General features: G+C 73.0%; 27 protein-coding genes. 12 read left to right on the top strand and 15 right to left on the bottom strand.

All coding sequences use genetic code 11. The features are described from left to right. Window positions 1-145: 145 nt before the first annotated feature. The gene (locus P0Y31_RS00365) at window positions 146-661 is read right to left on the bottom strand and encodes a hypothetical protein (protein ID WP_275866108.1); all 516 of its coding nucleotides are present in this window, start codon (window positions 659-661) and stop codon (window positions 146-148) included. 175 nt (window positions 662-836) lie between these two features. Between P0Y31_RS00365 and P0Y31_RS00370 the strand changes: the two genes are divergently transcribed. Both P0Y31_RS00370 and P0Y31_RS00375 read left to right on the top strand, forming a co-directional pair. Then, window positions 837-1,670: a DUF4397 domain-containing protein gene (locus tag P0Y31_RS00370; RefSeq protein WP_275866109.1), complete on the top strand. Its 834-nt coding sequence runs from the start codon at window positions 837-839 to the stop codon at window positions 1,668-1,670. 53 nt (window positions 1,671-1,723) lie between these two features. After that, the gene (locus P0Y31_RS00375) at window positions 1,724-2,377 is read left to right on the top strand and encodes a class F sortase (RefSeq protein WP_275866110.1); all 654 of its coding nucleotides are present in this window, start codon (window positions 1,724-1,726) and stop codon (window positions 2,375-2,377) included. Between the two features lie 6 nt (window positions 2,378-2,383). Here the strand turns inward: P0Y31_RS00375 and paaK are convergent, their stop codons facing one another. Then, a complete protein-coding gene (gene paaK / locus P0Y31_RS00380; RefSeq protein ID WP_275866111.1) occupies window positions 2,384-3,709 on the bottom strand; it encodes a phenylacetate--CoA ligase PaaK in 1,326 nt (441 codons plus the stop codon). 47 nt (window positions 3,710-3,756) lie between these two features. Between paaK and P0Y31_RS00385 the strand changes: the two genes are divergently transcribed. The 5 genes from P0Y31_RS00385 to P0Y31_RS00405 are packed head-to-tail and all read left to right on the top strand — an operon-like array spanning window position 3,757 to window position 8,622. Continuing rightward, window positions 3,757-4,596: a trypsin-like peptidase domain-containing protein gene (locus P0Y31_RS00385; RefSeq protein WP_275866112.1), complete on the top strand. Its 840-nt coding sequence runs from the start codon at window positions 3,757-3,759 to the stop codon at window positions 4,594-4,596. Between the two features lie 33 nt (window positions 4,597-4,629). Beyond that, a complete protein-coding gene (locus P0Y31_RS00390) occupies window positions 4,630-5,676 on the top strand; it encodes a MoxR family ATPase (RefSeq protein ID WP_275866113.1) in 1,047 nt (348 codons plus the stop codon). Then, window positions 5,655-6,548 carry a DUF58 domain-containing protein gene (locus P0Y31_RS00395; RefSeq protein WP_275866114.1) on the top strand — a complete coding sequence of 298 codons (894 nt, stop codon included), beginning with the start codon at window positions 5,655-5,657 and terminating at the stop codon, window positions 6,546-6,548. Before P0Y31_RS00390 ends, P0Y31_RS00395 begins: the two co-directional genes overlap by 22 nt. Further along, entirely contained in the window at window positions 6,545-7,537 is a 993-nt protein-coding gene (locus P0Y31_RS00400; protein WP_275866115.1) for a VWA domain-containing protein, read from the top strand. The genes P0Y31_RS00395 and P0Y31_RS00400 overlap by 4 nt, the downstream gene beginning before the upstream one ends. Window positions 7,538-7,539: 2 nt before the next feature. After that, on the top strand, window positions 7,540-8,622 hold the full coding sequence (locus P0Y31_RS00405) for a VWA domain-containing protein (protein ID WP_275866116.1): 1,083 nt from the start codon (window positions 7,540-7,542) through the stop codon (window positions 8,620-8,622). 9 nt (window positions 8,623-8,631) lie between these two features. On the opposite strand, the gene P0Y31_RS00410 is transcribed toward P0Y31_RS00405, so the two are convergent. Genes P0Y31_RS00410 through P0Y31_RS00420 form a run of 3 tightly spaced genes read right to left on the bottom strand, consistent with a single transcriptional unit; the run spans window position 8,632 to window position 10,804 of the window. Continuing rightward, window positions 8,632-9,459: a DNA-formamidopyrimidine glycosylase family protein gene (locus tag P0Y31_RS00410; RefSeq protein WP_275866117.1), complete on the bottom strand. Its 828-nt coding sequence runs from the start codon at window positions 9,457-9,459 to the stop codon at window positions 8,632-8,634. Then, a complete protein-coding gene (locus P0Y31_RS00415; protein WP_275866118.1) occupies window positions 9,452-9,847 on the bottom strand; it encodes a nuclear transport factor 2 family protein in 396 nt (131 codons plus the stop codon). The genes P0Y31_RS00410 and P0Y31_RS00415 overlap by 8 nt, the downstream gene beginning before the upstream one ends. Further along, window positions 9,848-10,804 (bottom strand): Ku protein, encoded by a 957-nt coding sequence (locus tag P0Y31_RS00420; RefSeq protein ID WP_275866119.1) that lies wholly within the window; start codon window positions 10,802-10,804, stop codon window positions 9,848-9,850. Between the two features lie 109 nt (window positions 10,805-10,913). Here P0Y31_RS00420 and ligD (P0Y31_RS00425) point away from each other — a divergent pair, with 109 nt between their 5' ends. Both ligD (P0Y31_RS00425) and ligD (P0Y31_RS00430) read left to right on the top strand, forming a co-directional pair. Further along, the gene (gene ligD / locus P0Y31_RS00425) at window positions 10,914-11,864 is read left to right on the top strand and encodes a non-homologous end-joining DNA ligase (protein WP_275866120.1); all 951 of its coding nucleotides are present in this window, start codon (window positions 10,914-10,916) and stop codon (window positions 11,862-11,864) included. Then, on the top strand, window positions 11,861-12,736 hold the full coding sequence (ligD, locus tag P0Y31_RS00430) for a non-homologous end-joining DNA ligase (protein WP_275866121.1): 876 nt from the start codon (window positions 11,861-11,863) through the stop codon (window positions 12,734-12,736). The genes ligD (P0Y31_RS00425) and ligD (P0Y31_RS00430) overlap by 4 nt, the downstream gene beginning before the upstream one ends. On the opposite strand, the gene P0Y31_RS00435 is transcribed toward ligD (P0Y31_RS00430), so the two are convergent. From P0Y31_RS00435 to lysS, 4 genes are all read right to left on the bottom strand, one after another. Next, window positions 12,726-13,319 carry a (2Fe-2S)-binding protein gene (locus P0Y31_RS00435; RefSeq protein WP_275866122.1) on the bottom strand — a complete coding sequence of 198 codons (594 nt, stop codon included), beginning with the start codon at window positions 13,317-13,319 and terminating at the stop codon, window positions 12,726-12,728. The two genes, ligD (P0Y31_RS00430) and P0Y31_RS00435, sit on opposite strands and share 11 nt — an antisense overlap. 133 nt (window positions 13,320-13,452) lie before the next feature. Further along, a complete protein-coding gene (locus tag P0Y31_RS00440) occupies window positions 13,453-13,785 on the bottom strand; it encodes an Lsr2 family protein (protein WP_275805272.1) in 333 nt (110 codons plus the stop codon). 71 nt (window positions 13,786-13,856) lie between these two features. Continuing rightward, the gene (locus tag P0Y31_RS00445) at window positions 13,857-14,039 is read right to left on the bottom strand and encodes a lysyl-tRNA synthetase (protein WP_275866123.1); all 183 of its coding nucleotides are present in this window, start codon (window positions 14,037-14,039) and stop codon (window positions 13,857-13,859) included. Beyond that, complete coding sequence (lysS, locus tag P0Y31_RS00450) at window positions 14,036-15,496, bottom strand: lysine--tRNA ligase (RefSeq protein WP_275867043.1); 1,461 nt, start codon at window positions 15,494-15,496, stop codon at window positions 14,036-14,038. Before lysS ends, P0Y31_RS00445 begins: the two co-directional genes overlap by 4 nt. A 157-nt stretch (window positions 15,497-15,653) precedes the next feature. On the opposite strand from lysS, the gene P0Y31_RS00455 reads away from it, so the two are divergent. After that, complete coding sequence (locus P0Y31_RS00455; RefSeq protein ID WP_275866124.1) at window positions 15,654-17,285, top strand: hypothetical protein; 1,632 nt, start codon at window positions 15,654-15,656, stop codon at window positions 17,283-17,285. 6 nt (window positions 17,286-17,291) lie between these two features. Here the strand turns inward: P0Y31_RS00455 and nadC are convergent, their stop codons facing one another. From nadC to P0Y31_RS00480, 5 genes are read right to left on the bottom strand one after another with little or no spacing between them, the layout of a single operon-like run. After that, window positions 17,292-18,167 (bottom strand): carboxylating nicotinate-nucleotide diphosphorylase, encoded by an 876-nt coding sequence (gene nadC / locus P0Y31_RS00460; RefSeq protein WP_275866125.1) that lies wholly within the window; start codon window positions 18,165-18,167, stop codon window positions 17,292-17,294. After that, on the bottom strand, window positions 18,164-19,891 hold the full coding sequence (locus P0Y31_RS00465) for an L-aspartate oxidase (protein WP_275866126.1): 1,728 nt from the start codon (window positions 19,889-19,891) through the stop codon (window positions 18,164-18,166). Before P0Y31_RS00465 ends, nadC begins: the two co-directional genes overlap by 4 nt. Then, on the bottom strand, window positions 19,884-20,336 hold the full coding sequence (panD, locus tag P0Y31_RS00470; RefSeq protein ID WP_275866127.1) for an aspartate 1-decarboxylase: 453 nt from the start codon (window positions 20,334-20,336) through the stop codon (window positions 19,884-19,886). The genes P0Y31_RS00465 and panD overlap by 8 nt, the downstream gene beginning before the upstream one ends. Window positions 20,337-20,343: 7 nt before the next feature. After that, window positions 20,344-21,258, bottom strand: coding sequence for a pantoate--beta-alanine ligase (gene panC, locus P0Y31_RS00475; protein ID WP_275867045.1), 915 nt, complete (start codon window positions 21,256-21,258; stop codon window positions 20,344-20,346). Window positions 21,259-21,267: 9 nt separating this feature from the next. Then, a complete protein-coding gene (locus P0Y31_RS00480) occupies window positions 21,268-22,164 on the bottom strand; it encodes a DUF2520 domain-containing protein (protein ID WP_275805281.1) in 897 nt (298 codons plus the stop codon). A gap of 87 nt (window positions 22,165-22,251) precedes the next feature. On the opposite strand from P0Y31_RS00480, the gene P0Y31_RS00485 reads away from it, so the two are divergent. Beyond that, on the top strand, window positions 22,252-23,208 hold the full coding sequence (locus P0Y31_RS00485) for an SAM-dependent methyltransferase (RefSeq protein ID WP_275866128.1): 957 nt from the start codon (window positions 22,252-22,254) through the stop codon (window positions 23,206-23,208). Here the strand turns inward: P0Y31_RS00485 and P0Y31_RS00490 are convergent. Beyond that, window positions 23,192-24,403: a cytochrome P450 gene (locus P0Y31_RS00490; RefSeq protein ID WP_275866129.1), complete on the bottom strand. Its 1,212-nt coding sequence runs from the start codon at window positions 24,401-24,403 to the stop codon at window positions 23,192-23,194. The two genes, P0Y31_RS00485 and P0Y31_RS00490, sit on opposite strands and share 17 nt — an antisense overlap. Before the next feature lie 93 nt (window positions 24,404-24,496). On the opposite strand from P0Y31_RS00490, the gene P0Y31_RS00495 reads away from it, so the two are divergent. Beyond that, window positions 24,497-25,063: a hypothetical protein gene (locus tag P0Y31_RS00495; protein ID WP_275866130.1), complete on the top strand. Its 567-nt coding sequence runs from the start codon at window positions 24,497-24,499 to the stop codon at window positions 25,061-25,063. Window positions 25,064-25,112: the final 49 nt, after the last annotated feature.

Raw genomic sequence — 25,112 nt, forward strand, 5'->3', positions numbered from 1 at the left:
TCGAAGGGGTCGATGCGGGATCGGGACCGTTCGGCGGACCGGTGGTGTCGCCTCGCACGGCTTCATACATGGGGGCAAACGCGGCGGTATGCCGGGGTGTTCCCCTTCTCGGCCCCCTGGCCTGCCTGTTCGCCGTGGGCGGACATCAGCTGTCCGGCCCCTTCCTGCGCACCTCCTCGACCTGCTCCATCGCGGTGCGCAGCTCGGCGAGCCAGGTCTCGGACCGCTCGCCGACCAGACGCACGCACCAGGCCAGGGCCTCGGCCCGCGACCGGGCCACGCCGGCGTCGACGAGCGTGTCGAGCACGTGTCGCTCCGGTTGGCGCAGCCGCGTCATCACGGGGGCGGCGAGGTGGGTGAACAGGGCCTCGCGGTCGCCCACCCGGACACCCCAGGAGACCTTCCGGCCGCTCAGGTGCTCGAGCTCGCGGGCGATCTCGATGCGCCGCTCGCGGGTCTCCTCGCGGAAGGACTTGATGCGGGCGCGGGCGGCGACCTCGCGGTCGGAGTCATCCGCGTCCTCGGGCAGCTGCGGCTCGCGCAGGGTGCCGATGACGATGATCTCGTCGCGGTCGCGGCGGACCTCGACCGGGCCGGTGAACCAGTCCTCCGGGAGGCGGCCGGCCAGCCACGCCTCTGCGGTTGTTGTTCGTGTAGTCATGTAATCATGATTACAAGTGGATCGCGGTGACGCCAGAGCGCGCTGTCAGCCCACAGCGAACTTGCGCAACAGAGAAACTAAATGAAGAAGTTCCCCATCCGCCGCCCCCGCTGGACCGAACCGGTGGTGTCAGGGCGCCCATCCAGGGGGCGCACAGGTCGAGAAGGGCACACCCATGAAGAATCAGACAACCCACGGACTGCGCGCCACACTCGCGGCTGCCGGCGTGCTCGCCGCGGCTGGGCTGGCCGCGCTGCCGGCGCAGGCCGCCACTGGTGACGCCACGGTCACGGTGGTGCACGGCATACCCGACACCGCGGTCGACGTCTACGTCGACGGCAACCGCGCGCTGTCGAACTTCGAGTTCGAGACCGTCACCGACCCCATCAGCCTTCCGGCCGGGTCGCACGAGATCGAGGTGCGTCCCGCCGGGGCGGCCGCCAGCTCCGACCCCATCCTCGAGCTGTCGCCGGACCTGCCCGCGGGAGCCAACGCGACCGTGGTGGCCCATCTGACGGCCGAGGGTGAGCCCGCGATCAAGCCGTTCATCAACCCCACGGAGGCCGTGCCGGACGGCATGGGGCGCCTGGTGGTGCGCCACACCGCCGCTGCGCCGGCCGTCGACGTGCTCGCCGGCGGGGAGGCGGTCATCAGCGACCTGAGCAACCCCGACGAGAAGATGCTGATGGTGCCCGAGGGCACCGTCTCGGCCTCGGTGGCCGCCGCCGGGACGACCGACCCGGTGATCGGGCCGGTCGACCTGCCCGTGCAGTCGGGCCAGACCCTGGTCGTCTACGCGATCGGCAGCCTCGAGGGCGACACCCTGACCGCGGTGACCCAGGCCTACGGCAGCGGTGGCAGCGCCGCCCCGAGCACCGTCAACGCCGGCACCGGTGGCCAGGCTGACGGCGGCCCCTCCGCTCCGCTGGTCGTGCTCACGGCCCTGGCCGGGGCTGCCCTCGTCGTGGCCGGGTCGCGCCGCCTTGCCGGCGCGTCCGCGAAGCGCTGACCGGGAACACCAGGGCACATCCCGTGCGAGACGGCAGGCACCGGCGACCAGGCATGACGGACCTGGTCGCCGGTGCCCTGCTGCTCGCCGCTGCCGGGGTGGGGGCGGTTCGCGGCGTCGGACCGCAGCCCGGAACGGACGCCGGTGACGTGCCCGCGGCCGTTGTGGCAGAACGCCCCACGACCTCTACGGGCGGCCCGGCCGCCCCGTCGGCGTCGCCGCCCCCGACCCGCGGGTCCCTGACGGTGGCGCCCGACCTCTCGTTCAGGCCCACCGTCCTGCGAGTGCCCGCGATCGACGTCGACGCTCCCGTCGTGTCGACCCGCGTGGACGCAACGGGCGCGCTGGTGGTGCCCGAGAGCCCGCGCGAGGTGGGCTGGTGGTCCGGCGGCGCCGCACCGGGCGCCCCCTACGGGACCATCCTCATGGCCGGCCACGTCGACTCCGCCGAGGAGGGGCTCGGCAGCCTGGTCGACCTCAGCCGCACGCCGGTCGGCGCGACCGTCACGGTGCGCGGCGCCGGCGGCAGCTCGGCCACCTATCGCGTCGTCGCCCGGCGCTCCTACCCCAAGGCGACCCTGCCGTGGCGCGACCTCTTCCGCCAGGACGTGCGGGCACGCCTGCTGCTGGTCACCTGCGGTGGCGAGTTCGACCGCCGCACAGGGCACTACGAGCGCAACGTCGTGGTGTTCGCCGTGCCGGCGTAGCCGCCCTCAGCGCAGGTGCCGCTGGTCGTCGATCCTCCTGGCCTTGCCGAGCGAGCGCTCGAGGGTGTGGGGCTCCACCACCTCGACGGCGACGGTGACCCCGATCCGGTGCTTCACCAAGGTCTGCAGCTCGCGTGCCATGGCGGTGCGCCGCGCCTCGTCGACGTCCGCGGCGGAGGCCTCGACCCGCACGGTCAGCTCGTCCATCCGGCCGGGCCGGGTGAGCACGCAGAGGTAGTGCGGTGCGAGCCCCTCCACCCGGAGGATGAGCTCCTCCACCTGCGACGGGAAGACGTTCACGCCCCGCACGATCATCATGTCGTCGGTGCGACCCGTGATCTTGGCCATCCGCCGGAACTGCGGGTATGCCGTGCCCGGCAGCAACGTGGTCAGGTCGCGGGTGCGGTAGCGCACCACGGGCATCGCCTGCTTGGTCAGCGACGTGAAGACCAGTTCCCCCTCCGCGCCGTCCGGCAGCACCTCGCCGGTGACGGGGTCGACGATCTCGGGGTAGAAGTGGTCCTCCCAGATGTGCAGGCCGTCCTGGGTCGCGCCCGCCTCCTGGCTGACCCCCGGACCCATCACCTCGGAGAGGCCGTAGATGTCGACGGCGCGGATGTTGGTGCGCCGCTGGACCTCCTCGCGCATCTGCTCCGTCCACGGCTCGGCGCCGAAGATGCCGATCTCGAGGGAGGTCTCCTTGGGGTCGATCCCCTGAGCCTCCATCTCGTCGAGGATGGCGAGGAAGTACGAGGGCGTCACCATGATGATCCGGGGCCGGAAGTCCGCGATGAGCTGGACCTGGCGCTCGGTCATGCCGCCCGAGACGGGGACGACGGTGCAGCCGAGCCGCTCGGCGCCGTAGTGGGCCCCGATGCCGCCGGTGAACAACCCGTAGCCGTAGGCGACGTGCACCATGTCGCCCGCGCGACCCCCGGCCGCCGCGATGGAGCGGGCCATGACCTCGGCCCAGGTGTCGATGTCGCCCTTCGTGTACCCGACCACGGTGGGCCGCCCGGTGGTGCCGCTCGAGGCGTGGATGCGGGCGACCTGCTCGCGCGGGACGGCGAACATCTTGAAGGGGTAGTTCTCGCGCAGGTCGGCCTTGGCGGTGAAGGGGAACCGGGCCAGGTCGGCGAGCTCGCGCAGGTCGTCGGGCCGCACACCGGCCTCGTCGAACGCCTTCCGGTAGTGGGGCACGTTCTCGTAGGCGTGGCCGAGGCTCCAGCGCAGCCGGTCGAGCTGCAGGGCGCGCAGCGACTCGAGGTCCGCCGGCACCGAGGGCGGGCGGAGGAGCGAAGGGGTCCGAGAGGTGTCGACGACGTTGTCCATGTCGCCGAACCTATCCTCCGGCCGTGGTGCGACGTACCCTCGAAAAGGTGGCCGGGATCTTGCCGCCGAGGGCCGCGGGGGAAGCGGATGCCGGCCCCCCGGCGGAGCCGGCGCGGGCGGGACGCCGGCGGTGGGTGCTCCTGGCCCTCCTCGTGGTCGTCGTCGCTGCGGCCGTGGTGCTGCTCCAGAGCCGCCCGGGCACACCCGCACCGACCCAGCGCGACGTCGACCGCGCCGTGGACGAGCGGGTCTCCAAGGCCCTCGAGGAGCAGCAGAACGCGCCACCGGTCGCCTCGGTCGTCTACCAGGCCGTCCTGCCCTCGCTGGTGCAGGTCGTCACGCAGGACGCCTCGGGTGCCTCGATCGGCACCGGGGCGGGGGTCGTCGTCAACGCCTCCGGGGCGGTTCTCACGGCCTTGCACGTGGTGGACGGGGCCGAGGGCGTGCAGGTGCGCTTCTCGGACGGCACCCGCGCCGACGCCGAGGTCCGCACGCGCCGCGTCGAGGACGACATCGCCGTCCTCGCGGTGGACCAGCTGCCGGAGGTCGTCGTGCCGGCGGTGCTCGGGGGCGGCGCCCAGGTGGGGCAGGACGTCATCGCCGTGGGGCATCCCTTCGGGCTGAGCCGCACCCTCACGTCCGGCGTGGTCTCCGGGCTCGACCGCTCGGTGCGGCTGGACGACGGCGGGGAGCTGGACGGCCTCATCCAGTTCGACGCCGCGGTCAACCCCGGCAACTCCGGCGGCCCGTTGCTCAACGAGGCGGGCCAGGTCATCGGCATCGTCACCGGCCTCGCCAACCCCGCCGACCAGGCCTTCTTCGTCGGCATCGGCTTCGCGGTGCCCATCCAGACCGCGGGTGGGGCCGTGGGCGCGCCGCCCGTCTAGCCGCCGACCGCACGAGAACGAAGCAGGAGAGCCATGGACCCACACCGCACCGGCAGCGAGGCCGACCAGCACCCGCTGGAGCAGCTGCTCTACCAGGTCAAGAAGACGATCGTCGGGCAGGACCAGCTGCTGGAGCGGATGCTCGTGGCGCTCCTCGCCCGCGGGCACCTGCTCGTCGAGGGCGTGCCCGGCCTGGCGAAGACGATGGCGGTCAAGACGCTCGCGCAGGCCATGGGCGGCCAGTTCCAGCGGATCCAATTCACCCCCGACCTCGTGCCCGCCGACGTCGTCGGAACCCGCATCTACAACCAGCAGGAAGGCGAGTTCCAGGTGTCCCTCGGGCCCGTCTTCGCCAACCTGCTGCTGGCCGACGAGATCAACCGGGCCCCGGCGAAGGTGCAGAGCGCGCTCCTGGAGGTGATGCAGGAGCGGCAGGTGACCATCGGCCGCGAGACCTACCCGGCACCCGACCCGTTCCTCGTCATGGCGACCCAGAACCCGATCGAGTCGGAGGGGACCTACGAGCTCCCCGAGGCGCAGGTCGACCGGTTCATGCTCAAGGTGCTGGTCGGCTACCCCAGCCCGGGCGAGGAGTTCGTCGTCGTCGAGCGCATGACGGGCCGGCTCGACCCGCCCCAACAGGTCGTGACCACCGACGAGCTCCTGGTCTTCCAGCGCCAGGCCGACGCCGTCTACGTCGACCCGGCGGTCATCGAGTACGCCGTGCGGCTCGCCGGCGCCACCCGCGCCCCGGCCGAGGCGGGTCTCCCCGACCTGGCCCGGTACCTGTCCTTCGGGGCCAGCCCCCGCGCCTCGATCAACCTCGTCCGGGCGGCTAAGGCGCTGGCCTTCCTGCGCGGCCGGGACTACGTGCTGCCCCAGGACGCCCGCGAGCTGGCGCTGGATGTGCTGCGGCACCGGGTGGTGCTCTCCTACGAGGCCCTCGCCGACGGCCTCGGCGCCGACGCGCTGCTGCAGCCGATCCTCTCCGCCGTACCCCTCCCCGAGGTCCCGCTGCGCGAGCACACCGGCGGCGCGCAGCCCGGACCTGACCGGACATGGACCACGCACCCCCGCTGACCGCGGAGCGGGTCCTGCGCCGCCTGGAGTGGCGCGTCGTCCGCAGGCTGGACGGCCGCCTCCAGGGCGACTACCGCACGCTCTTCCGCGGCGAGGGCGTCGACTTCCACGACCTGCGCGAGTACGAGCCCGGCGACGACCTGCGCCACGTCGACTGGAACGTGACGGCGCGCATGGACACCCCCTTCGTGCGGCAGTACACCGAGGACCGCGAGGCGACCGCCTGGCTGCTGCTCGACCGCTCGGCCTCGATGGCCTTCGGCCCCGTGGACCGGCAGAAGGACCTCGTGCTGGTCGAGGTGGCCCTCACCCTCGCGCAGGTGCTCGCCCGGGGAGGCAACCGGGTGGGCGCGCTGCTCTTCGACAACGAGGTCGAGCGGACCGTCCCGCCCGGGCAGGGCCGCCGGCAGGTGCTGCGCATCGCCCACCACCTGCTCCAGCCGCCGCGCCGGGGCAACGGCGCCACCGACCTCGCCGTGCTGCTGCGGGCGGCCTCCGGGGTGGCCCGGCGCCGCTCGCTCGTGGTCGTGCTCTCCGACTTCATCAGCGTCCCGGGCTGGGCGCCCGCCCTCGCCCTGCTGGCCCGCCGGCACGACGTCGTGGCGGTGCAGGTGCTCGACCCCCGGGAGTCGGAGCTGCCCGCGGCCGGCATGGTCTACGTCGAGGACGCCGAGACAGGCGAACAGATCTTCGTCGACACCGACGACCCCGGCTTCCAGCGCCGGATGCGCGAGGTCGTGCAGCAGCGCCAGGAGGAGCTGGCCGCAGCGGTCCGCTCGGCGGGCACCGAGCTGCACACGGTGGGCACCGACGAGGACCTCGTTCGAGCGCTCGCACGGATCTCCGAGCTGCGGCGCCGGGCCCGCCGATGAGCTTCATGTGGCCCTGGATGCTCCTGCCGGCCCTGGCCGGGCTGGTGCTCCTCGTGCTGGGGTACCGGCGGCTCTCCGAGCGCCAGGCGACCCGGCGCGAGGAGCTGGCCGCGCTCGGCCTGGTCGTGGGGGACGGGGCCCACCGGGCCGGTCGGGCGCGCCACCTGGCCCCGGTCCTGCTCCTGGCCGCCCTCGCGCTGATGCTCGTCTCGCTCGCCCGGCCGCAGGCCACCGTCGCCGAACCGCGCCGCGAGGGGACCGTCATCCTCGCCTTCGACGTGTCGACGAGCATGGCTGCCACCGACCTGCGCCCCACCCGCATGGAGGCAGCGAAGGCGGCCGCACGACGCTTCGTGGAGAAGCAGCCGTCCACCATCCGCATCGGCGTCGTTGCCTTCGGCGAGAGCGGGGTGGTGGCCCAGCGACCCACGACCAGCCGCGCGGAGGTGCTGGCCGCCGTGGACCGGCTGGCGCCACAGGGCGGCACGGCCGTGGGCCGCGGCATCCTCGCCTCGCTGTCGGCGATCGCCGGCCGGCCCGTGCTCGCCGACGAGTCCCCGACCGAGGACGCGCTCGAGGGCGCCGACATCGGCTACTTCGGGTCGGCCGCCATCGTCCTGCTCTCCGACGGGGAGGACACCTCCGACCTGGCCCCGCTCCCCCTGGCCGAGCTCGCGTCCGTGGCGGGGGTGCGCATCCACCCCGTCGGCATCGGCAGCCCGGAGGGGGCGGTGCTCGAGGTGGACGGCTTCCAGGTCGCGACGGCCCTGGACGAGGAGCTGCTGCGGGCGGTCGCCGACACGACCGACGGCACCTACTACCCGGCTCGTGACGAGCGGTCGCTGGACGAGGTCTACGCCTCGATCCGGCCCGGGTGGACAGTCCAGGCCCAGCGGCGCGAGGTCACCGCCCTGTTCGCCGCCGGTGCCGCGCTGCTGGTCCTCGGGGCCTCGCTCCTGTCGGTCAGGCGTTCGGGGCGGGTGGTGTAGCCGTGTCCCTCGCCTGGCCCTGGGCCCTTCCGGCGCTGCTGGCCGTGCCGGCCCTCGCGGCGGCATACCTCTGGCAGTTGCGGCGGCGCCGCCGGGAGGCGGTGCGCCACCCGAGCGTCGCCCTGGTGCGCGCTGCCGCGCCGCCGTCGAGGCGGTGGCGGCGGCACGCGCCCTTCGCCCTCGTGCTGCTCGCGCTGTCGTTCCTCGGGCTGGCCGCGACCCGCCCGCAGGTCGAGGCCCAGGTGCCGGTGCGCGCCGGTGCGGTCATCATGGCGGTCGACGTGTCGGGCTCGATGTGCGCCACCGACGTCGACCCCAACCGGCTCGGCGCCGCCCAGGAGGCCGTGCGCGAGTTCGTCTCGAACCAGGACGAGGACACCCGCATCGGGCTCGTGCTGTTCTCCGGCTTCGCCCAGGTGTCCGTCTCGCCGACCACCGACCGGAGGGCGGTCCTGGACGCCGTGGACACGCTCACCACCGGGCGGGGCACGGTGATCGGGGCGGCGATCCTGAAGTCGATCGACGCGATCGCCGAGATCAACCCCGACGTGCCGCCCGCCTCGACCGACGGCTTCGACGCCCCCGGGCCCGGACCCACTCCGGGCATCCCGGCGCCGGGGAGGTCGGCATTCGCCCCGGAGATCGTGGTGCTGCTCACCGACGGCGCCAACACGCGCGGGGTCACCCCGGAGGAGGCGGCCGAGGCGGCGGCCGCCCGTGGCGTGCGCATCTACCCCATCGGCTTCGGCACGACCCAGCCCGTGAGCCTGGTGTGCACCCGCGAGCAGCTCGGTGGCACCGAGCAGGGACTGCCCCGCTGGGGAGGCCCCGGCACGCGGGGACGCGACGGCCGCAACTTCCTGGTGATCGACGAGCCGGCCCTCCAGCAGGTCGCCCGGACCACGGGCGGTGCCTACTTCCGGGCGAGCAGCGCCGACCAGCTCCAGGGCGTGCTCGAGGACCTGCCCAGACCGGTGCAGCAGCAGCGCCGCCAGGTCGAGCTCAGCGCGGCGCTCACCGCTGCCGGCCTGTTCGCCGCGCTCGCCGCCGTGGGGCTCTCGGCCCGGTGGCGGGTCTTTCCCTAGGCCCCTGCCTCAGCGGCGGCGCTGGCAGCGACCGCACCAGAACAGGTTTCGTCCCGCGACGACCCGCGTGCGCACCTTCGACCCGCAGACCCGGCACGGCTCCTGCGCCCGCCGGTAGACGAGGTAACGGCGCTCGCCCGGGACCACCGGCTCGCCCGCGGCCAGCGCCACCCGCGCGTCCTCGACCTGGTCGGGCATGGTGAGGATCTGCCCGGCGGCCAGGCCCAGGGGCATGAGCTCGCAGATGTCCTGCCACATCGCGTCCCAGGTGGCGGGCCGGATCTCGCGACCGGGGCGGAACGGGTCGACCCGGTGCCGGAACAGCAGCTCGCAGCGGTAGACGTTGCCGATTCCCGCGACGACCGACTGGTCCATGAGCAGCTCGGCGATGCTGCGGCTGCTGCGGCTGACCTTCCGCCAGGCCGTCTCCGCGTCGGGGTCGGGGCGCAGCGGGTCGGGGCCCAGCCTGGCCGTCACGCCCTCGACGTGCTCGGGGGTGACGACCGCGCACAGGTTGGGGCCGCGCAGGTCGCCGACGTGGTCGTCGGTGAGCAACCGAAGGCGCACCTGGCCCTGCACCGGCGGCACGGCCTCCGAGGTCCGCGGCAGGATCGAGAACTTGCCGATCAGCCCGAGGTGCACGTGCAGCCACGCCTCGGCCTCGAACTCCACGAAGAGGTGCTTGCCCCAGGCGGAGGCCTCGAGCACCTTGCGTCCGTCGAGCAGTGCGGCACCCTCGGCGAACTTCCCCTGCGGGCTGGACACGTGGGGGTTGGCACCGGCGAACGCGGCGTTCAGGTCACGGGCGAGGCCGTGGAGTGTGTGGCCCTCAGGCACCGGCGCTCCCCGCCCCACCGCTCGGCACGGGAGTGCCCTGGTGATGGCGCAGCTGCCACCTGCCGCGCTCGCGCAGCCACACCGACGAGCGGCGCGCGTGGCCCGCCTCGCTGTGGGTCTCATAGGTCACGAACACGACGTCGGGCGCCAACCCCACGGCGGCCATGTCGGTGGCGTCGGCACGGAAGGGCCCGGCCGCTGCCTCCTTCTCCATCATGGTCAGGATGCTCTCGCGGTCCCAGACGCGCCCGGAGGCGCCGACCTCCCGGAAGTCCTGGTGGATGAGCAGGCCGGCACTCATGCGGTCGCCGCGTACGGCCCCGGTCAGCAGGGCGCGTTCGCAGTCCTGCACGACGGCGAGGTCGTCGTCGGTGGGCAGGTGCGCCACTCAGCTGGCCTTCTTGGCGGCGGTCTTCTTGGCCGTCTTCTTGGCAGCGGTCTTCTTGGCCGGAGCCTTCTTGGCGGGGGCCTTCGCCGCGGCCTTCTTCGCCGTGCCCGAGCCGGTGGCCTTCTTCGCGGCCGCCTTCTTCACCGGCTTCTCGCCCCCGGCCGCAGAGGGAGCCTCGCCGCGCGCCGCCTTGGCCTTCTCCACGCTCTTGGCGAGGGCGGCGAGCAGGTCGACCACCTCGCCCTCCTCCTCCTTGCGCTCGGGCGCCTGGCGCACCTCGCCGCCCTCGAGCTTGGCCTTCACCAGGGCCTCGAGCGCGATCGCGTAGTCGTCCTCGTACTCGTCCGGGTCGTAGTCACCGGCGAGGGACTCGATGAGCATGTTGGCCATCTCGAGCTCCTTGGCCGTGGCGTGCGCGTCCTCGTCGAGCGTGGCGAAGTCGGCGGCGCGGATCTCGTCGGGCCACAGCATGGTCTGCATGACGATGACGCCGTCCTTGACCCGCAGCACCGCCATGGTCATGCGGGTGCGGATCGAGACGGTGACGACCGCCATCCGGTCGGCGTGCTCGAGGGCGTCGCGCAGCAGGATGTACGGCTTCGTCGCCGCCTTGTCGGGCTCGAGGTAGTAGGAGCGGTCGAGCAGCATCGGGTCGATCTGGTCAGCCGGCACGAACTTCTGCACGGCGATCTCCTTCGAGCTCGCCGCCGGGAGGTCCTTGAAGTCCTCGTCGGTGAGCACGACCATGTCGCCGTCCTCGGTCTCGTAGCCCTTGGCGATGTCGTCGTAGGACACCGGCTCGCCGTCGATGCTGCAGATCCGCTGGTACCTGATGCGCCCACCGTCCTCGCGGTGCACCTGGCGGAACGAGACGTCGTGGTTCTCGGTGGCGGAGTAGAGCCGCACCGGCACGTTCACGAGACCGAAGGAGACCGCGCCCTTCCAGATCGCCCGCATGACCAGTCCTTTCGTATGCCGTGAGCCCCGCCTAGAGCCTACGGTCGCCGCCGGGCGCCGACCACAGATAAACAGCGCAGCGACCTCGCCGTCGCGACAGGATGGGTCCATGCGCCCGATGCTGGCCTCGCCGACCACCTCCGTGCCCCGGGGGGCGGAGTGGCTGCACGAGGTCAAGTGGGACGGCATGCGGGTGCTGGCGGACGTGCACGACGGCCGGCTGGCGCTCACCTCGCGCAACGGCAACGACGCCACGGCGAGCTTCCCCGAGCTCGACGGGTTGAAGGAGACCTACGACGACCTGCTCCTCGACGGCGAGGTCGTCGCGTTCGACGCCGGGAAGCCCTCCTTCGCTGCGCTCGCCGAGCGGATGCACGTGTCGGACCGGCGCCGGGCGGAGCGCCTCGCGGCCACGAACCCGGTGACGTTCATGGTGTTCGACCTGCTGCGCCTCTTCGGCCAGGACCTGACCGCCCAGCCGCTGGCGGCCCGCCGCGGGCTGCTCGAGAGCCTGGACCTCAGGGGGCCGCACTGGCAGGTGCCACCGGTCTACGACGACGGTGAGGAGCTGTTCCAGGCGACGCGGGACCAGGGGCTGGAGGGCGTCGTCAGCAAGCGCCGCACCTCTGCCTACCTCGCGGGACGCCGCTCGGCCGACTGGGTGAAGGTCCCCCACCGCCGCACCATCTCGGCCGTCGTCGGCGGCTGGCGGCCGGAGCAGACCAACGACGCCGGTCGCCTCGGTGCCGTGCTGCTCGGCGTCCCGAGCCCGCAGGGCTGGCGGTATGCCGGGAAGATGGGCAGCGGCATCGCCGGCCTGGCCCAGCGCAGGCTCACCGACCTGCTGGCACCGCTGCGCTCAGAGGGCCCGCCCTTCTGCGACGCCGTGCCGGCCCTCGACGCCCGCGGCGCCACCTGGGTGCGCCCCGAGGTGGTCGTGGAGGCGCGCGTGCTGGGGTGGACCCGCGAGGGCAGGCTGCGCCAGCCGGCATACCTGGGGGTGCGCACGGACGTGACCCCCGAGGACCTGCTCGCCGACGCGGAGGGAGGCGAGCCGTGACCGAGGCGACGGCGGTGCACGTGGCGGGGCGGAAGCTGAAGCTCACCAGCCTCGACAAGCTGCTCTACCCCGCGACCGAGACCACCAAGGGCGAGGTGCTCAGCTACTACGCCCAGGTGGCCGACGTGATGCTGCCGCACCTCGCCCACCGCCCGGTCACCCGGGTGCGCTGGCCGCACGGGGTCGGCGACCAGAGCTTCTTCGAGAAGAACCTGCCCAGCGGGGCGCCCTCGTGGCTGCCGCACGTCAGGGTCGACGACGTCACCTACCCGATGGTCGACGACCTGGCGGCGCTGACCTACCTCGTCAACCTCAACTCCATCGAGTTCCACGTGCCGCAGTGGACGGTCGACGACGCCGGCGTGCCGCAGAACCCGAACCGGCTCGTCATCGACCTCGACCCCGGCACCGGCGCGGGGCTGCACGAGTGCGCGACGGTCGCGCTGATGGTGCGCGAGCGGCTCGGCGCCCTCGGCCTCGACCTCTACCCGGTGACCAGCGGCAGCAAGGGGATGCAGCTCTACGCCGCGCTCGGCGGCGACCTCACCTCCGACCAGGTGCGCGACCTCGCGCAGCAGCTCGCGCAGGAGCTCACGAAGAAGCACCCCGACCTCATCCTGTGGAAGATGACCAGGTCGCTGCGCCCGGGCAAGGTCTTCCTCGACTGGAGCCAGAACGTCGCCGCCAAGACGACCGTGGCCCCCTACTCGCTGCGCGGGCGCGAGACCCCCACGTGTGCCGCGCCCCGGACGTGGGACGAGGTGGAGGCCGGCGCGCAGGACCCCGACGCGCTGCAGCACCTGATGTTCGACGAGGTGCTCGAGCGCGTCGCCAAGGACGGCGACCTGCTCGAGGGACTGCTCAGCGACTGAGCCGGGGGCAGCCGGTGCACTCATGGGCGCCGGGCAGCGCGTAGATGAAGCAGCACGACTGCCGCTGCGGCGGCCGCCCGGGGCGCTCGGCGACTGCCTGGTGCGCCCGGTGCAGGGCCATCGCCCAGACGTCGTCGACCATCGCCTGTCGCTGGTGCGGCCCGAGCCGCACGCCCGGCTCATAGGTCGCGGCGAACGGCCGGGCCAGCCCCTCGTATGCCGAGCGGGCGGCGGCCAGCCGCGCCTCGCCTTCGCCCGATCCGGGCCGGGCGGCCCGGATCTGGAGGTGGGCGGGGAAGAGCTGCGGCGAGAGGTCGAAGCTGAGGGACGCTCCCGAGAGCTCGGGGTCCCACGGGCCGAGCACCACGGCATACGCGGCCACGGTGGCCGGCACCTCGAGGACCCACTGGAGCACGAAGGCGGCCGGCATGGCCGGTGGCGCCGGCCGGCCGTGCTGCCGGGCGGTGGACGCGGCCAAGGCCTCGCGCCACGGACCCGTGGGGTCGCCACCCGCCGCCTGCGCCGCGGCCAGCTCGTCCCACCGCCACGTCAGGCGCGGCTCGTCACCGCCGGCAGCCGACACCCGGAGCCAGGGAAGGTGGCGGTCGACCAGGTCTGCGAGGGAGGCGGCCCCGCCGAATGCGAAGGAGGGCGCATTTCCGGCCGTCTTCGGTGAAATGCCGGAAATACGCCCTCCTCGGGGGAAAATCGTGAGGTCAGTGCGCCTTGTCGTAGGCGGCCTGGATCTCGGCCGAAATGCGGCCGCGGTCGCTCACCTCGTAGCCGTTCTTGCGCGCCCACTCACGGACCGCCGCGAGGTCGGTGCGCTTGGTCGCCGCCGCCGATCCGCGGCCCGCGCCAGAGGTCTTCCGGCCGCCGGAACGACGGGCGTGCCCGACCCAAGGGGCGAGCTCGTCGCGCAGCTTCGCGGCATTGTCCGAGCTGAGGTCGATCTCGTAGGTCACGCCGTCGAGGCCGAAGGTCACGGTCTCCTCGGCAGGGCTGCCGTCGAGGTCGTCCTCGAGAATGATCTTCACGCGCTGCGCCATGGGGTTTTCCCTTTCAGCTGAATTGGACGCGCACAAAGTACTACCGATTCAACGTCAGGAGAAAGCCGCTTTCAGGAATTGCCGTCCTGCTTCTTCTGGGCCTCCGCTTTCCTTTTCTCCTCGGCCTCCCACTGGGAGTGCGCGAGCCTTTCCTTTCGGTCGCCCTCGATCATGTTCTTGATGACGATGTAGAAAAGGATTCCGACGCCGACCGAAGGAATGATCGCCGCCAGGTAGGGCCAGATGTCGCTCACGAATGCGCCTCGGGCTTCAGGTGCGGGAAGAGGATCGTCTCGCGGATGTTGGCGCCGGTGAAGAGCATGATGAGCCGGTCGATGCCGAGCCCGAGGCCGCCCATCGGCGGGGCGCCGTACTCGAGCGCGCGCAGGAAGTCCTCGTCGAGCTGCATCGCCTCGGGGTCGCCGCCGGCGGCCTTGAGGGACTGCTCCTCGAGGACGCGGCGCTGGATCACCGGGTCGACGAGCTCGGAGAAGGCCGTGCCGCGCTCGACGCCGGCGATGATGAGGTCCCAGGCCTCGATGAGGTTGTCGGGGTCCTCGCGGTGGGGGCGGGCCAGCGGCTGGGCGTGCGGCGGGTAGTCGCACAGGAAGGTCGGCTGGAGCAGGTGCGGCTCCACGAGCTCACCGAGCAGCTCGGTGACGATCTTGGAGGCCTCCCACTTCGGGTCGACCTCGACGTCGTGGCGCTTGGCGATGCCGCGCAGGGTCTCGACGTCGGTCTCGGGGGTGACCTCCTCGCCGACCGCCTCGCTGACGCCCTGGTAGACGGGCAGCCAGCGCCACTCGCCGTCGAGGTCGACGACCCCCTTGGGGGTCTCGATCTGCCGGGTGCCGACGGCATCGGCGGCGGCGAGGAACATCTCGCGCATCAGCTCGGCCATGGTGTGCTGGTCGCCGTAGGCCTCATAGGCCTCGAGCATCGTGAACTCGGGGCTGTGGGTGGAGTCGACGCCCTCGTTGCGGAAGATGCGGCCGATCTCGAAGACCTTCTCGACCCCACCGACGACGGCCTTCTTCAGGTTGAGCTCGAGCGCGATGCGCAGGGTCATCGCCTGGTCGAACGCGTTGATGTGGGTGTGGAACGGCCGGGCCGTCGCGCCACCGTGGATGAGCTGCAGCACGGGCGTCTCGATCTCGAGGTAGCCGCGCTCCTCGAGCGTGGTGCGCACCGCCTTCACGATGGCGGCGCGGGTGCGCACCATGTCGCGGGCCTCCTGGCGCACGATGAGGTCGGCGTAGCGCTGGCGCACCCGCGACTCCTCGGAGAGCTCCTTGTGCAGCACCGGCAGCGGGCGCAGCGCCTTCGACGCCATCTGCCACTCGCTCGCCATGACCGACAGCTCGCCGCGCTTGGACGAGATCACCCGACCCCGCACGAACACGTGGTCACCGAGGTCGACGTGCGCCTTCCAGTCGGCGAGCGCCTCCTCGCCGACCTCGGCCAGGCTGAGCATGACCTGCAGGCGGGTGCCGATGCCCTCCTGGAGGGTGGCGAAGCAGAGCTTGCCGGTGTTGCGGATGAAGATCACGCGACCCGCGACGCCGACGACGTCCTGGGTCTCCTCGCCGGTCTCGAGGTGGCCCCACTGCTCGCGCACCTGCTCCAGCGTGTGGGTGCGCTCGACCGCGACCGGGTAGGCCTGCCTGCCGGACTCGAGCAGGCGCTGGCGCTTCTCGTGGCGCACCTGCATCTGCTCGGGAAGGTCGTGGTCGTGGTGGTGGGTGGGGGTCTCGCTCACCCCCAAAGGGTACCCAGCGCGGCATACCGCCTGGTGTGGGCAGGTTCCGCCCACCCGACAGAGGTCGGTCAGCCCCGGTGCGAGCAGCACAGGTCGCTACAGTCCCACCGTGACCCCAGCCTCGCCAACGCACGCGCTGATGGGTGCGGACCACCTGCTCGAGCAACTTCTCATCGAAGGCATCGCTTCAGCCTCTACGACGATGATCGACTCGATCGATCCTCTCGCCAACGCCCTGACCGCCGTGGCGATCGTGGCCGGGTTCGTGGTGACCCGCCGCCCCTGGGTCAGGGGCAACCTCGTCCGCGCAAGGCGCCGGGCCTTTCGGCGGTCGCCCCACGCCCCCAGGATCGCTCGGAAACTTCACTCATCACGGGTGAGAGCCCTGACCACAGGAGCAGCGAGCGCGACGGCTGCGGACGAGCTGAACTGGCTGTGTTCCGGGCTCCTCGGCCCCGATGACGCCGCACTGACCCAGCAGCTCAGTCCTGCAGAGCTGCACGGAGCCGCCAGGGCCTACCGACGCCTCGCCGCGGAGCTGGACGGACGACTTCTGCTCTCCTCGAGGGTCGATGCGATCGCGCAACAGCGGGACCTCGCGTCAGTGACGGCCCACGCGATCGAGCACCACATCGCAACCGGGAACGGCGAGGCCGCCGCGAGCCTCGAGCTCGACGTCCCGCATCGCGCCACGCAGTGGCAGTTCCTCGCGTTCCCTGGGTCTTTCAGGGGCCACATGGCGTTTGACCTGAGCATTGCGTACCGCAATCACCTCCGCGCCGTCGACTACGACGGCTCCCCGTGGAGGAGCAACGAGAACTTCGTGGTCAGCAGCCTGCCAGTCACCGAGGTGGAACGGTCGGCCCTGTTGGCTCGGCGGGACGAGGGCCACTTCTTCGACGGCGTCCTGCCCCGGTTGACCCACGCGCAGGCGGTGCGTGACCACTCCAGCGGTCGAGCCCGCCTGGCCCTCTCGCTCGCGGGCTGCACGTACTTCTCTGTGGTCACCGACCACTATCCGGGTGAGCGCCAGCTTGCAGAGCTGGCCCAGCCGCTGGTTGGCAGAACTCCCAAGGCGCAGGGCGTGAGACAGGAGCCGGTGAGCGGAGCCCAGGTGGGGGTGCTGACCTTGGCGCTGCTTCCCATCACCGCCGATGACTTCGTGGTGTTCACGGAGAGAGGTCTTGTTGCAGGGTCGCATCAGGGACTGTTCGGGCCCGGCGTCAACGGCAACCTGGAGCTGCAGCCCAGGCAGGGTGTCCGCGCGGACGCGGATGAGTTCGGGCTGCCTGACCCGTTGAGGGCTCTGGCACGTGAGGCGAGGGAGGAGCTCGGCCTCGACCTCCAAGTGGAGGACATCAACACGTTGGGGCTGGCGCGTTTCGACTCCCCGACCGAGCGGGGTACCAATGTTCTGCTCACGGCGGTGCGGCTGTCACTCACCCTCGAGCAGGTCGTTGCCCACACGCGGCGCGCGGACCTCATAGAGGGCAGGTGGGAGCTCGGCGGCACGGTCCTCGGGATGCGCCTGCCCTCGATGGACAGCCCCGACGAGGAGCTGCGCGCTCGTACGGCATGGCTGCTGAACTCCTCCCGCCTCACCCCGCATGCCACCGCGGCCGGCTTGGCAGCGCTCGCGGCCTACCGCGGCGAGCGCATCTGGCGCCTCCTCTCCGGCGTGGGTCCCCTGTCGGACAACCCGGACTCCGCCGACTGGCTCCGCTGCCTCGTTCTCGACTGAGGTCGCTCAGCCAACGAAGTCGAGGGCGATGTCGACGATCGGCGAGGAGTGGGTGAGTCCGCCGACGGAGAGGTAGTCGATGCCGGTGTCGGCGTAGTCGCGGGCGACGTCGAGCGTGAGGCCGCCGGTGGCCTCGATCTCCACCTGCTCACCGGTGCCGCGCACGGCCTGCACCGTCGCGCGCAGCAGGTCGACCGGCATGTTGTCGCACATGATGAACCGCGCACCCATCTGCACGGCCTCCAGCGCCTCGGCCACCGTGGTCACCTCGACCTGCACGGGCACGTCGGGGAAGCGCTCGCGGATGGCTCGGTATGCCGCCGTGAGGCCGCCCGCGGCCAGCTTGTGGTTGTCCTTGATCATGGCGGTGTCGTAGAGGCCCATGCGCTTGTTGGTGCCGCCGCCGGCGCGGACCGCGTACTTCTGGAGGGCGCGCATGCCGGGCGTGGTCTTGCGGGTGTCGAGCACGGTGCAGCCCGTGCCCGCGAGGGCGTCGGCCCAGCGCCGGGTGTGGGTGGCCACCCCCGAGAGCCGGGACAGGATGTTCAGCATGGTCCGTTCGCCGATGAGCACGACCTGCGTGGACCCGTCGACGGTGGCCAGCACCTGCCCGCGACGGACCTGGTCGCCATCGTGCGCCGCGACCTCCACCCGGGGGATCGGGAGGCCGAGCCGGAAGGAGACCTCGGCGAACACGAGGTCGACCACGGGCAGCCCGGCGACCACGCCGTCGACCCGGGCGACGACCTGCGCCCGGCACGTGGCACCCGGCTCGAACGTCGCCAGGGTCGTCACGTCGAGGCTGTCGGGCCCGAGGTCCTCGTCGAGGGCGCCCCGGACGAGGTCGAGGGCGGCGGGCTCCGGGAAGCGCAGGTCGCTCATGTCAGGTCCTGGGCCGGCACGGGCTGGAACGCGGTGGTGACGCTGCCGTCGGCCTGGCGCTCGGCACAGCTGTGGCCGCGCCAGTGCTCGTCATCGCGGTCGGGGAGGTCGGCGCGCACGTGTCCGCCGCGGGTCTCCTCCCGCAGCGCGGCCAGCAGCGTGAGCAGCTGCCCGACGTGCAGCAGGTTGGTGGTCTCCCAGCCCTCTGGGCCCGGCACGGCAGCCCGCGCGGACAGGGCCAGCTCGGCCAGGGCGCGCGCCGTGGAGGCGAGCGACCCGGCGGTCCGCACCGCCCCCGCTCCTGCCGTCATGGCGTGCTGCACCGCGACCCGCTGGGAGGCGTCGAGCAGCGCGGCCGGCCCGGACGGAGCGACCGGGGCGGTCTGCGGCAGCTCCCCTGCCGCGATGCGGTCGGTGATGTCGTCGGCGATTCGGCTGGCGAAGACCAGGCCCTCGAGCAGCGAGTTCGAGGCCAGCCGGTTGGCTCCGTGCACCCCGCTGCAGGCCACCTCGCCGCACGCGTAGAGGCCGGGGAGCGAGGCGCGGCCCACGAGGTCGGTGCGGATCCCGCCGGAGGCGTAGTGCTGGGCGGGCGCCACGGGCAGCAGGTCCGTGGCCGGGTCGAAGCCGAGCTCGCGGCAGCGCGCCACGATCGAGGGGAACCGCTGCTCGAGGAACTCGCGGCCGAGATGCCGGGCGTCGAGGAAGACGTGGTCCTCCCCCGTCAGCTGCATACGGTCGACGATGGCGCGGGCCACCACGTCGCGCGGCGCCAGGTCGGCCATCGGGTGGCGGCCCTCCATGAACCGCACGCCGTCGCGGTCGACGAGGAAGGCGCCCTCGCCGCGCACCGCCTCGGAGATGAGCGGTTGCTGGCCGGTGCTGCCCTCGCCGAGCCACAGCACCGTCGGGTGGAACTGCACGAACTCGAGGTCGGCCATGAGCGCACCGGCCCGCAAAGCCGCCGCCATGCCGTCGCCGGTCGCGACGGAGGGGTTGGTGGTCGAGGAGTAGACCTGGCCGAGGCCACCGGTCGCCAGCACCACGGCCCGGGCGTGGGCCGCACCGACCCCGTCGATCTGGCCCTCGCCGATGACGTGCAGGGTGGTCCCGCAGACACGGCCGTCGGCGTCCTTGAGCAGGTCGACCACCAGGGCGTGCTCGATGACCTCGATGCCGGGGTCCTCCCGCACGGCGTCGAGCGCCGCGATGAGCGCCCTCGAGATCTCACGGCCGGTGGCGTCCCCGCCGGCGTGGGCGATGCGGTCGCGGCCGTGGCCGCCCTCGCGGGTCAGCTTGAGGGCGCCCGCGGCGTCGAGGTCGAACTCGGCGCCGATGCCGACCAGCTCGCGCACCCGGCGCGGGCCCTCGTTGACGAGCGCGGTCACCGCGTCGACGTCGCAGATGCCGACCCCGGCGACGAGGGTGTCGCGCAGGTGCTCCTCCGGGGTGTCCTCCGGCGCGAGCGCCGCCGCGATCCCGCCCTGCGCCCACAGCGTCGAGCCGGCGCTGAGCACCGTCTTGGTCACCAGGAGCACGCGTTCGACGCGCTGGCGCAGCCGCAGGGCGCAGGTCAGTCCGGCGATGCCGGACCCGACGACGATGGCGTCGGCCGAGACGGTCCAGCCCGGCTCGGGCGCCACGAGACGCGCGGGCAGGCGCAGGTCGTGGCGCTGGGCCCGCTCGCGGGGCAGGCCGAAGGCGTGGGACGCGTCGTCAGCCACGGGCTGCTCCCACCTCGTCGTGCTCGACCGGGCCGCGGCGGACCGCGGAGGTGCGCAGGCCGAACCCGGCGGGCACGTCACCGGCGTCGTGGCCGACCTCGACGACGCGGTTGTCGTCGTCGACGAAGACCACGTGCGGCTCGAACGTCCTCGCCTCGGCGTCGTCCATCGCGGCATACGCGATGATGATGACCTTGTCGCCCGGGGAGACCAGGCGCGCGGCCGCGCCGTTGATGCAGATGGTCCCCGACCCCCGCTCCCCCTCGATGACGTACGTCGTGAGCCGGCTGCCGTTGTCGATGTCGACCACGTCGACCTGCTCCCCCGGCAGCAGCCCGGCCGCGTCGAGGAGGTCGGTGTCGACGGTGAGCGACCCGACGTAGTGCAGGTCGGCCTGGGTGACGGTGGCGCGGTGGATCTTGGCGTAGAGCATGAAGCGCTGCACGACGGCCTCAGTCCTGCGCCGGCGGCTCGGCGTGCACGTCCGAGAAGACCTCGAGCGCCCCACCTCCGGGCCCGACCCTGATGGGCAGGTTGTCGATGAGCCGGGTCGTGCCGACGCGGCCGGCCACCGCGAGCAGCGCCTCACCGCGGTACCACTCCGGGACGTCCTCAAGGGTCGTCGGGTGCACCAGCACGAGGTAGTCGATGAGGGCCAGCGGCTCGGCGACGAGCACCCCCCGGGCCGCACGCCGGATGGCCGAGGGGCCCTCGGGGGCTGCCTCGGCCCCGGCCTTCAGCGCCCGCGAGAGGCACAGCGCCACCTCGCGGTCCGACTGCGTGAGATAGGTGTTGCGCGAGCTCATGGCGAGCCCGTCGGCCTCGCGCACGGTCGGCACGGAGACCACGTCGACCGGGAAGTCGAGGTCGCGCACCATGCGACGGATGAGCAGCAGCTGCTGGGCGTCCTTCTGCCCGAAGTAGGCGCTGTCGGCCCGGGTCAGGTGCAGCAGCTTCGCCACGACGGTGAGCATGCCGTCGAAGTGGCCGGGTCGGGCCTGCCCCTCGAGCACGTCGCCGAGCGGCCCGGCGGAGATGCGCACGCCCGGGTCCCCGTCCTGGTAGACGACGTCGGGGGTCGGCGCGAAGACGAGGTCGACCCCCGCGCTCCGGCAGATCTCCATGTCGGCGTCGAAGGTCCGGGGGTAGCGCGACAGGTCCTCGCGGGGCCCGAACTGCAGCGGGTTGAGGAAGATCGTGACGACGACGTGCCGGGCCCGCCGGCGGGCGGTGCGGATCAGCGTCGCGTGCCCCTCGTGCAGGGCGCCCATGGTCATGACGACCGCGACGTCACCGTCGCCGAGGGCGGCCCGGGCGACCTGCAGCTCGTCGCGGGTGCGCGCCACCACAGGGGTCCTCGTGCTCAGGTCGGTCACCTATCGCTCCTGATCGCTCGCAAGGATGTCCAGCAGGGGTTCGGCCGCCATCGGCCGCAGCCTCCCACTCGCCAGCGCCCGCTCGGCCGTGGCCCGGGCGAGGGCCACGTAGGTGGGCCGGATGTCCGGGGAGAGCGCCTCGAGCTGGCGCAGGTGCTCGGCAACGGTACCGACGTCGCCGCGCGCCACGGGCCCGGTGAGAGCGGCGTCACCCGCGCGCAGGCTGTTGTCGAGGGCTGCGGAGACGAGGGGCTCGAGCATCCGGTGCGGGTCGGGCACGCCGGCCGCCGCGAGCGCCTCCATCGACTGGGCGATGAGCGTGACGAGGTGGTTGGCGCCGTGCGCCAGGGCCGCGTGGTAGAGCGCCCGGTGCTGCTCCTCGATCCACACCGGCTCGCCGCCGATCTCGAGCACGAGCGCCTCGGCCACGGGTCGCAGCGGCTCGGGCGCGGTGACCCCGAAGCAGCAGTCGGCCAGCCGGGTCAGGTCCATCGCGGTGCCCGTGAACGTCATCGCCGGGTGGATCGCCAGCCCCAGCACGTGGAACGGCAGGGCAGGCTCGAAGACGGCGAGCCCGTGCCGGCCCGAGGTGTGCGCCACCAGCTGGCCCGCCTGCCAGGCCCGGGTGGCGCTCAGCCCCGCGACGAGGCCGGCAAGCGCGTCGTCGGGCACCGCCAGCACGAGCAGCTCGGCGCGCGCGACCACGTCCTCGACCGGCAGCAGGGGTATGCCGGGCAGCAGCTCCGCGGCCCGGCGCCGGGAGGCGTCGCTGACGCCGGACACCGCGACGACGTGGTGACCGGCCTGCTGCAGCGCGGCGCCGAGCACCGCGCCGACGCGGCCCGCCCCGACGACCCCGACCTGCAGGCGTGCGGGACGCTCGTCGGCGGAAGTCACGGCGGCACCGTACCGCGCCCGCGTGGGCCGCGGATCTGCGCCGCCCAGAGGGTGCACGGCCCTGCGCGCGCCGACTACGGTGACGCCGTGGGCGCGAGGACGGCGGGGGTGCCGTGGCGAGAGGCGTGGCAGCGTGCCCTCTACGGCCCGGAGGGCTTCTACCGCGCCACTGCCGGACCCGTCGGGCACTTCACCACCGCCACCCACGGCCCCCTCGGCCCGGTGCTCGCCGGGGCGCTGCTGCAGCTCGCCGCCGACGAGGGCTGCGACCGCATCGTCGACGTGGGGTGCGGCCGGGGCGAGCTGCTCACCCGGCTGCGCCACCTCGACGGCGGGGTGGCGCTCACCGGGGTGGACGTCGTGTCGCGGCCGACCGGCCTGGCCCGCGACATCGGCTGGCTGGTGTCACCGGGAGGCGCGTCCCTTCCCGACGCGCTCGACGGGCTCGAGGCCACCCTGGTCGTGGCCCACGAGTGGCTCGACGTCGTGCCCTGCACGATCGCCCAGGTCGACGGCGACGGCAGGCTCCGCGAGGTGCTGGTCGACCCCTCCACGGGTGAGGAGTCGGTCGGCGGCGAGGTCACCGACGCCGAGCGGGAGTGGGCCGAGAGCCACTGGCCGCCCACCGCGCCCGGCGACCGGGTGGAGATCGGCACCAGCCGTGACGACGCCTGGTCCGACCTCGCGCGCCGGCTGCGCTCGGGTATCGCGGTGGCGGTGGACTACGGCCACCGCGGCGGCGAGCGGCCCGCGGGGGGCAGCCTCACGGCATACCGGGAGGGCACGGTCGTCGACCCGGTGCCGGACGGCACCTGCGACCTGACCGCTCACGTGGCCATGGACAGCCTCGACCACGACGAGCTCGTCGACCAGCGCACGGCGCTGCGGGGGCTCGGCGTGCAGGGCGCCCCGCCGCCGCGCCAGCTCGCCGCCGACGACCCTGCGGCCTACCTGCGGGCACTCTCGTACGCGTCAGCCGCGGCGTCTCTGACCGCGAGGGGCGGCTTCGGCGACTTCTGGTGGGCCGTCAAGCGCGTGGGCTGAGCACCAGCCGCTCGAACCCGCGCAGCACGAAGGTGGGTCGGCGCTCGGCCTCGACCACCTCCAGGCGTGGGAAGCGGCGCAGCAGGGCGCGCAGCGAGACCTGCAGCTCGAGCCGGGCCAGTGGTGCGCCGATGCAGAAGTGGATGCCGGCGCCGAAGGCCAGGTGCGGGTTGGGGTCGCGGGTGGGGTCGAACCGGTCGGGGTCGGCGAAGACGGCGGGGTCGCGGTTGGCGGCACCGAGGAGGGCCGCGACCTTCTGGCCCGGCTCGAGGTGGATGCCGGCCACGTCGGCGGGCTCCTTGGCGGTGCGCTCGAACAGGTGCAGCGGCGAGTCGTGGCGCAGGAACTCCTCCGCCAGCCGCTCGACCGCGGCGGGGTCGTCGACGTCCAACTCGGGCCGCGGCTGCGCGGTGAGGAGGGAGTGCAAGCCGTTGCCGAACCCGTTGACGCTGGCCTCGTGGCCGGCGTTGAGCAGCAGCACGGCGGTGGCCACCAGCTCGTGGGCCGAGAGCCGGTCGCTGCCGTCGCGCGCCTGCACGAGGTCGGTGAGCAGGTCGTCGCCCGGGTGCCGGGCGCGGTCGGCGGCGAGCTGCTCGACGTAGCCGGAGAACTCGGCGCTGGCCCGGCGTGCCTCGGCCTCCTGCTCGGCGGTGCGGTCGACCTCGTACATCCTCACGATCGCCTGCGACCACGGGCGCAACAGCTCACGGTCGGGCCCGGGCACCCCGAGCAGCTCGGCGATCACCAGCACCGGCAGCGGCTCGGCGTAGCCGGCGAGGACGTCGAAGGACTCGCTGCTCCCCGCCGGCGCCGCCTCGTCGAGCAGCTGGCCGGCCAGCTCCTCGATGCGCGGCGCCAGGCGGGCCACGTGGCCGCGGCCGAAGGCGCCGGAGACGAGCCTGCGCAGGCGGGTGTGCTTGGGCGGCTCGCTGTCGAGGATCGAGTCGGCGTGCAGCCAGTTGAATGTCTCCCACGCCGGCTCCGGCGTCCTGGGACGGAACACCCGCCCCAGCCGGCGGTCGCGCAGCACGGCACCGCAGGCCTCGTGGCTCGTCGCGAGCCAGGTGCCGAGGCCGCTGTGCCAGGCCACCGGGGCGAGCGCGCGCAGCCGCGCCAGGTGCGGGTAGGGGTCGGCGACGACCGACGGGTCGGTCAGGTCGAGGACATCGGCGGCGTCGAGGGCTGCTGGGGCCACAGGGGCAGCCTGCCGCACCCGCGCTGGTTTTGTCGCAGCTCGCCCGCACCGGCAGACTGGACGGCCGCCGCACCTCGGAAAGGACCCGCCCGCATGAGAACGCAGACCTGGCGCCGAGCCCTCCCCGCCGTGCCGCTGGCGCTCCTCCCCGTGGCGTGCGGCGACTCGGGCGGCAGCGCCGGCGGCCCCGTGACCGTGACGGTCACCCCGACCGTGACCGCCTCCCCCAAGGCGGCGCCGAAGAAGACGAGCACCGCCGCACCCGCACCGCCCAAGAGCGACGTCGTGGGCCGCGGCTACGACTTCGGCACCGTGACGAGGCTGAGGACGGTGGCCGGCACGCATGTGCTCACGCTCGACCGCTGGACCTGGAAGGGGCTCGACGACGCGAAGCTGGCCCGCGCCGGGGTGCCCCTCGCTCCGTTCAAGGGCAGGCCCTACACGAACCAGAACGACCGGCTCACCTACGACATCCCGGTGGCCGAGGACGCGCGGGTGCTCTACCACCACTGCGTGAAGGCGGGTGAGCCGCAGCAGACCAGGTCGGCCACGGTGAAGGAGATGGCCGACCTCGCCGAGGGCGAGAACCTCGTGCTGGTGCGCCTCGACGACCGGGGCCGCGCGGTCGCGGTCGACAACCTGCCCGGCTGCCCCGCCTGAGCCGGCCACGCGGCATACCCGCGCCCTCACCACCGGATGGGGCAGACTG

The sequence above is a fragment of the Knoellia sp. 3-2P3 genome, assembly GCF_029223115.1.
Lineage (GTDB): Bacteria > Actinomycetota > Actinomycetes > Actinomycetales > Dermatophilaceae > Pedococcus_A.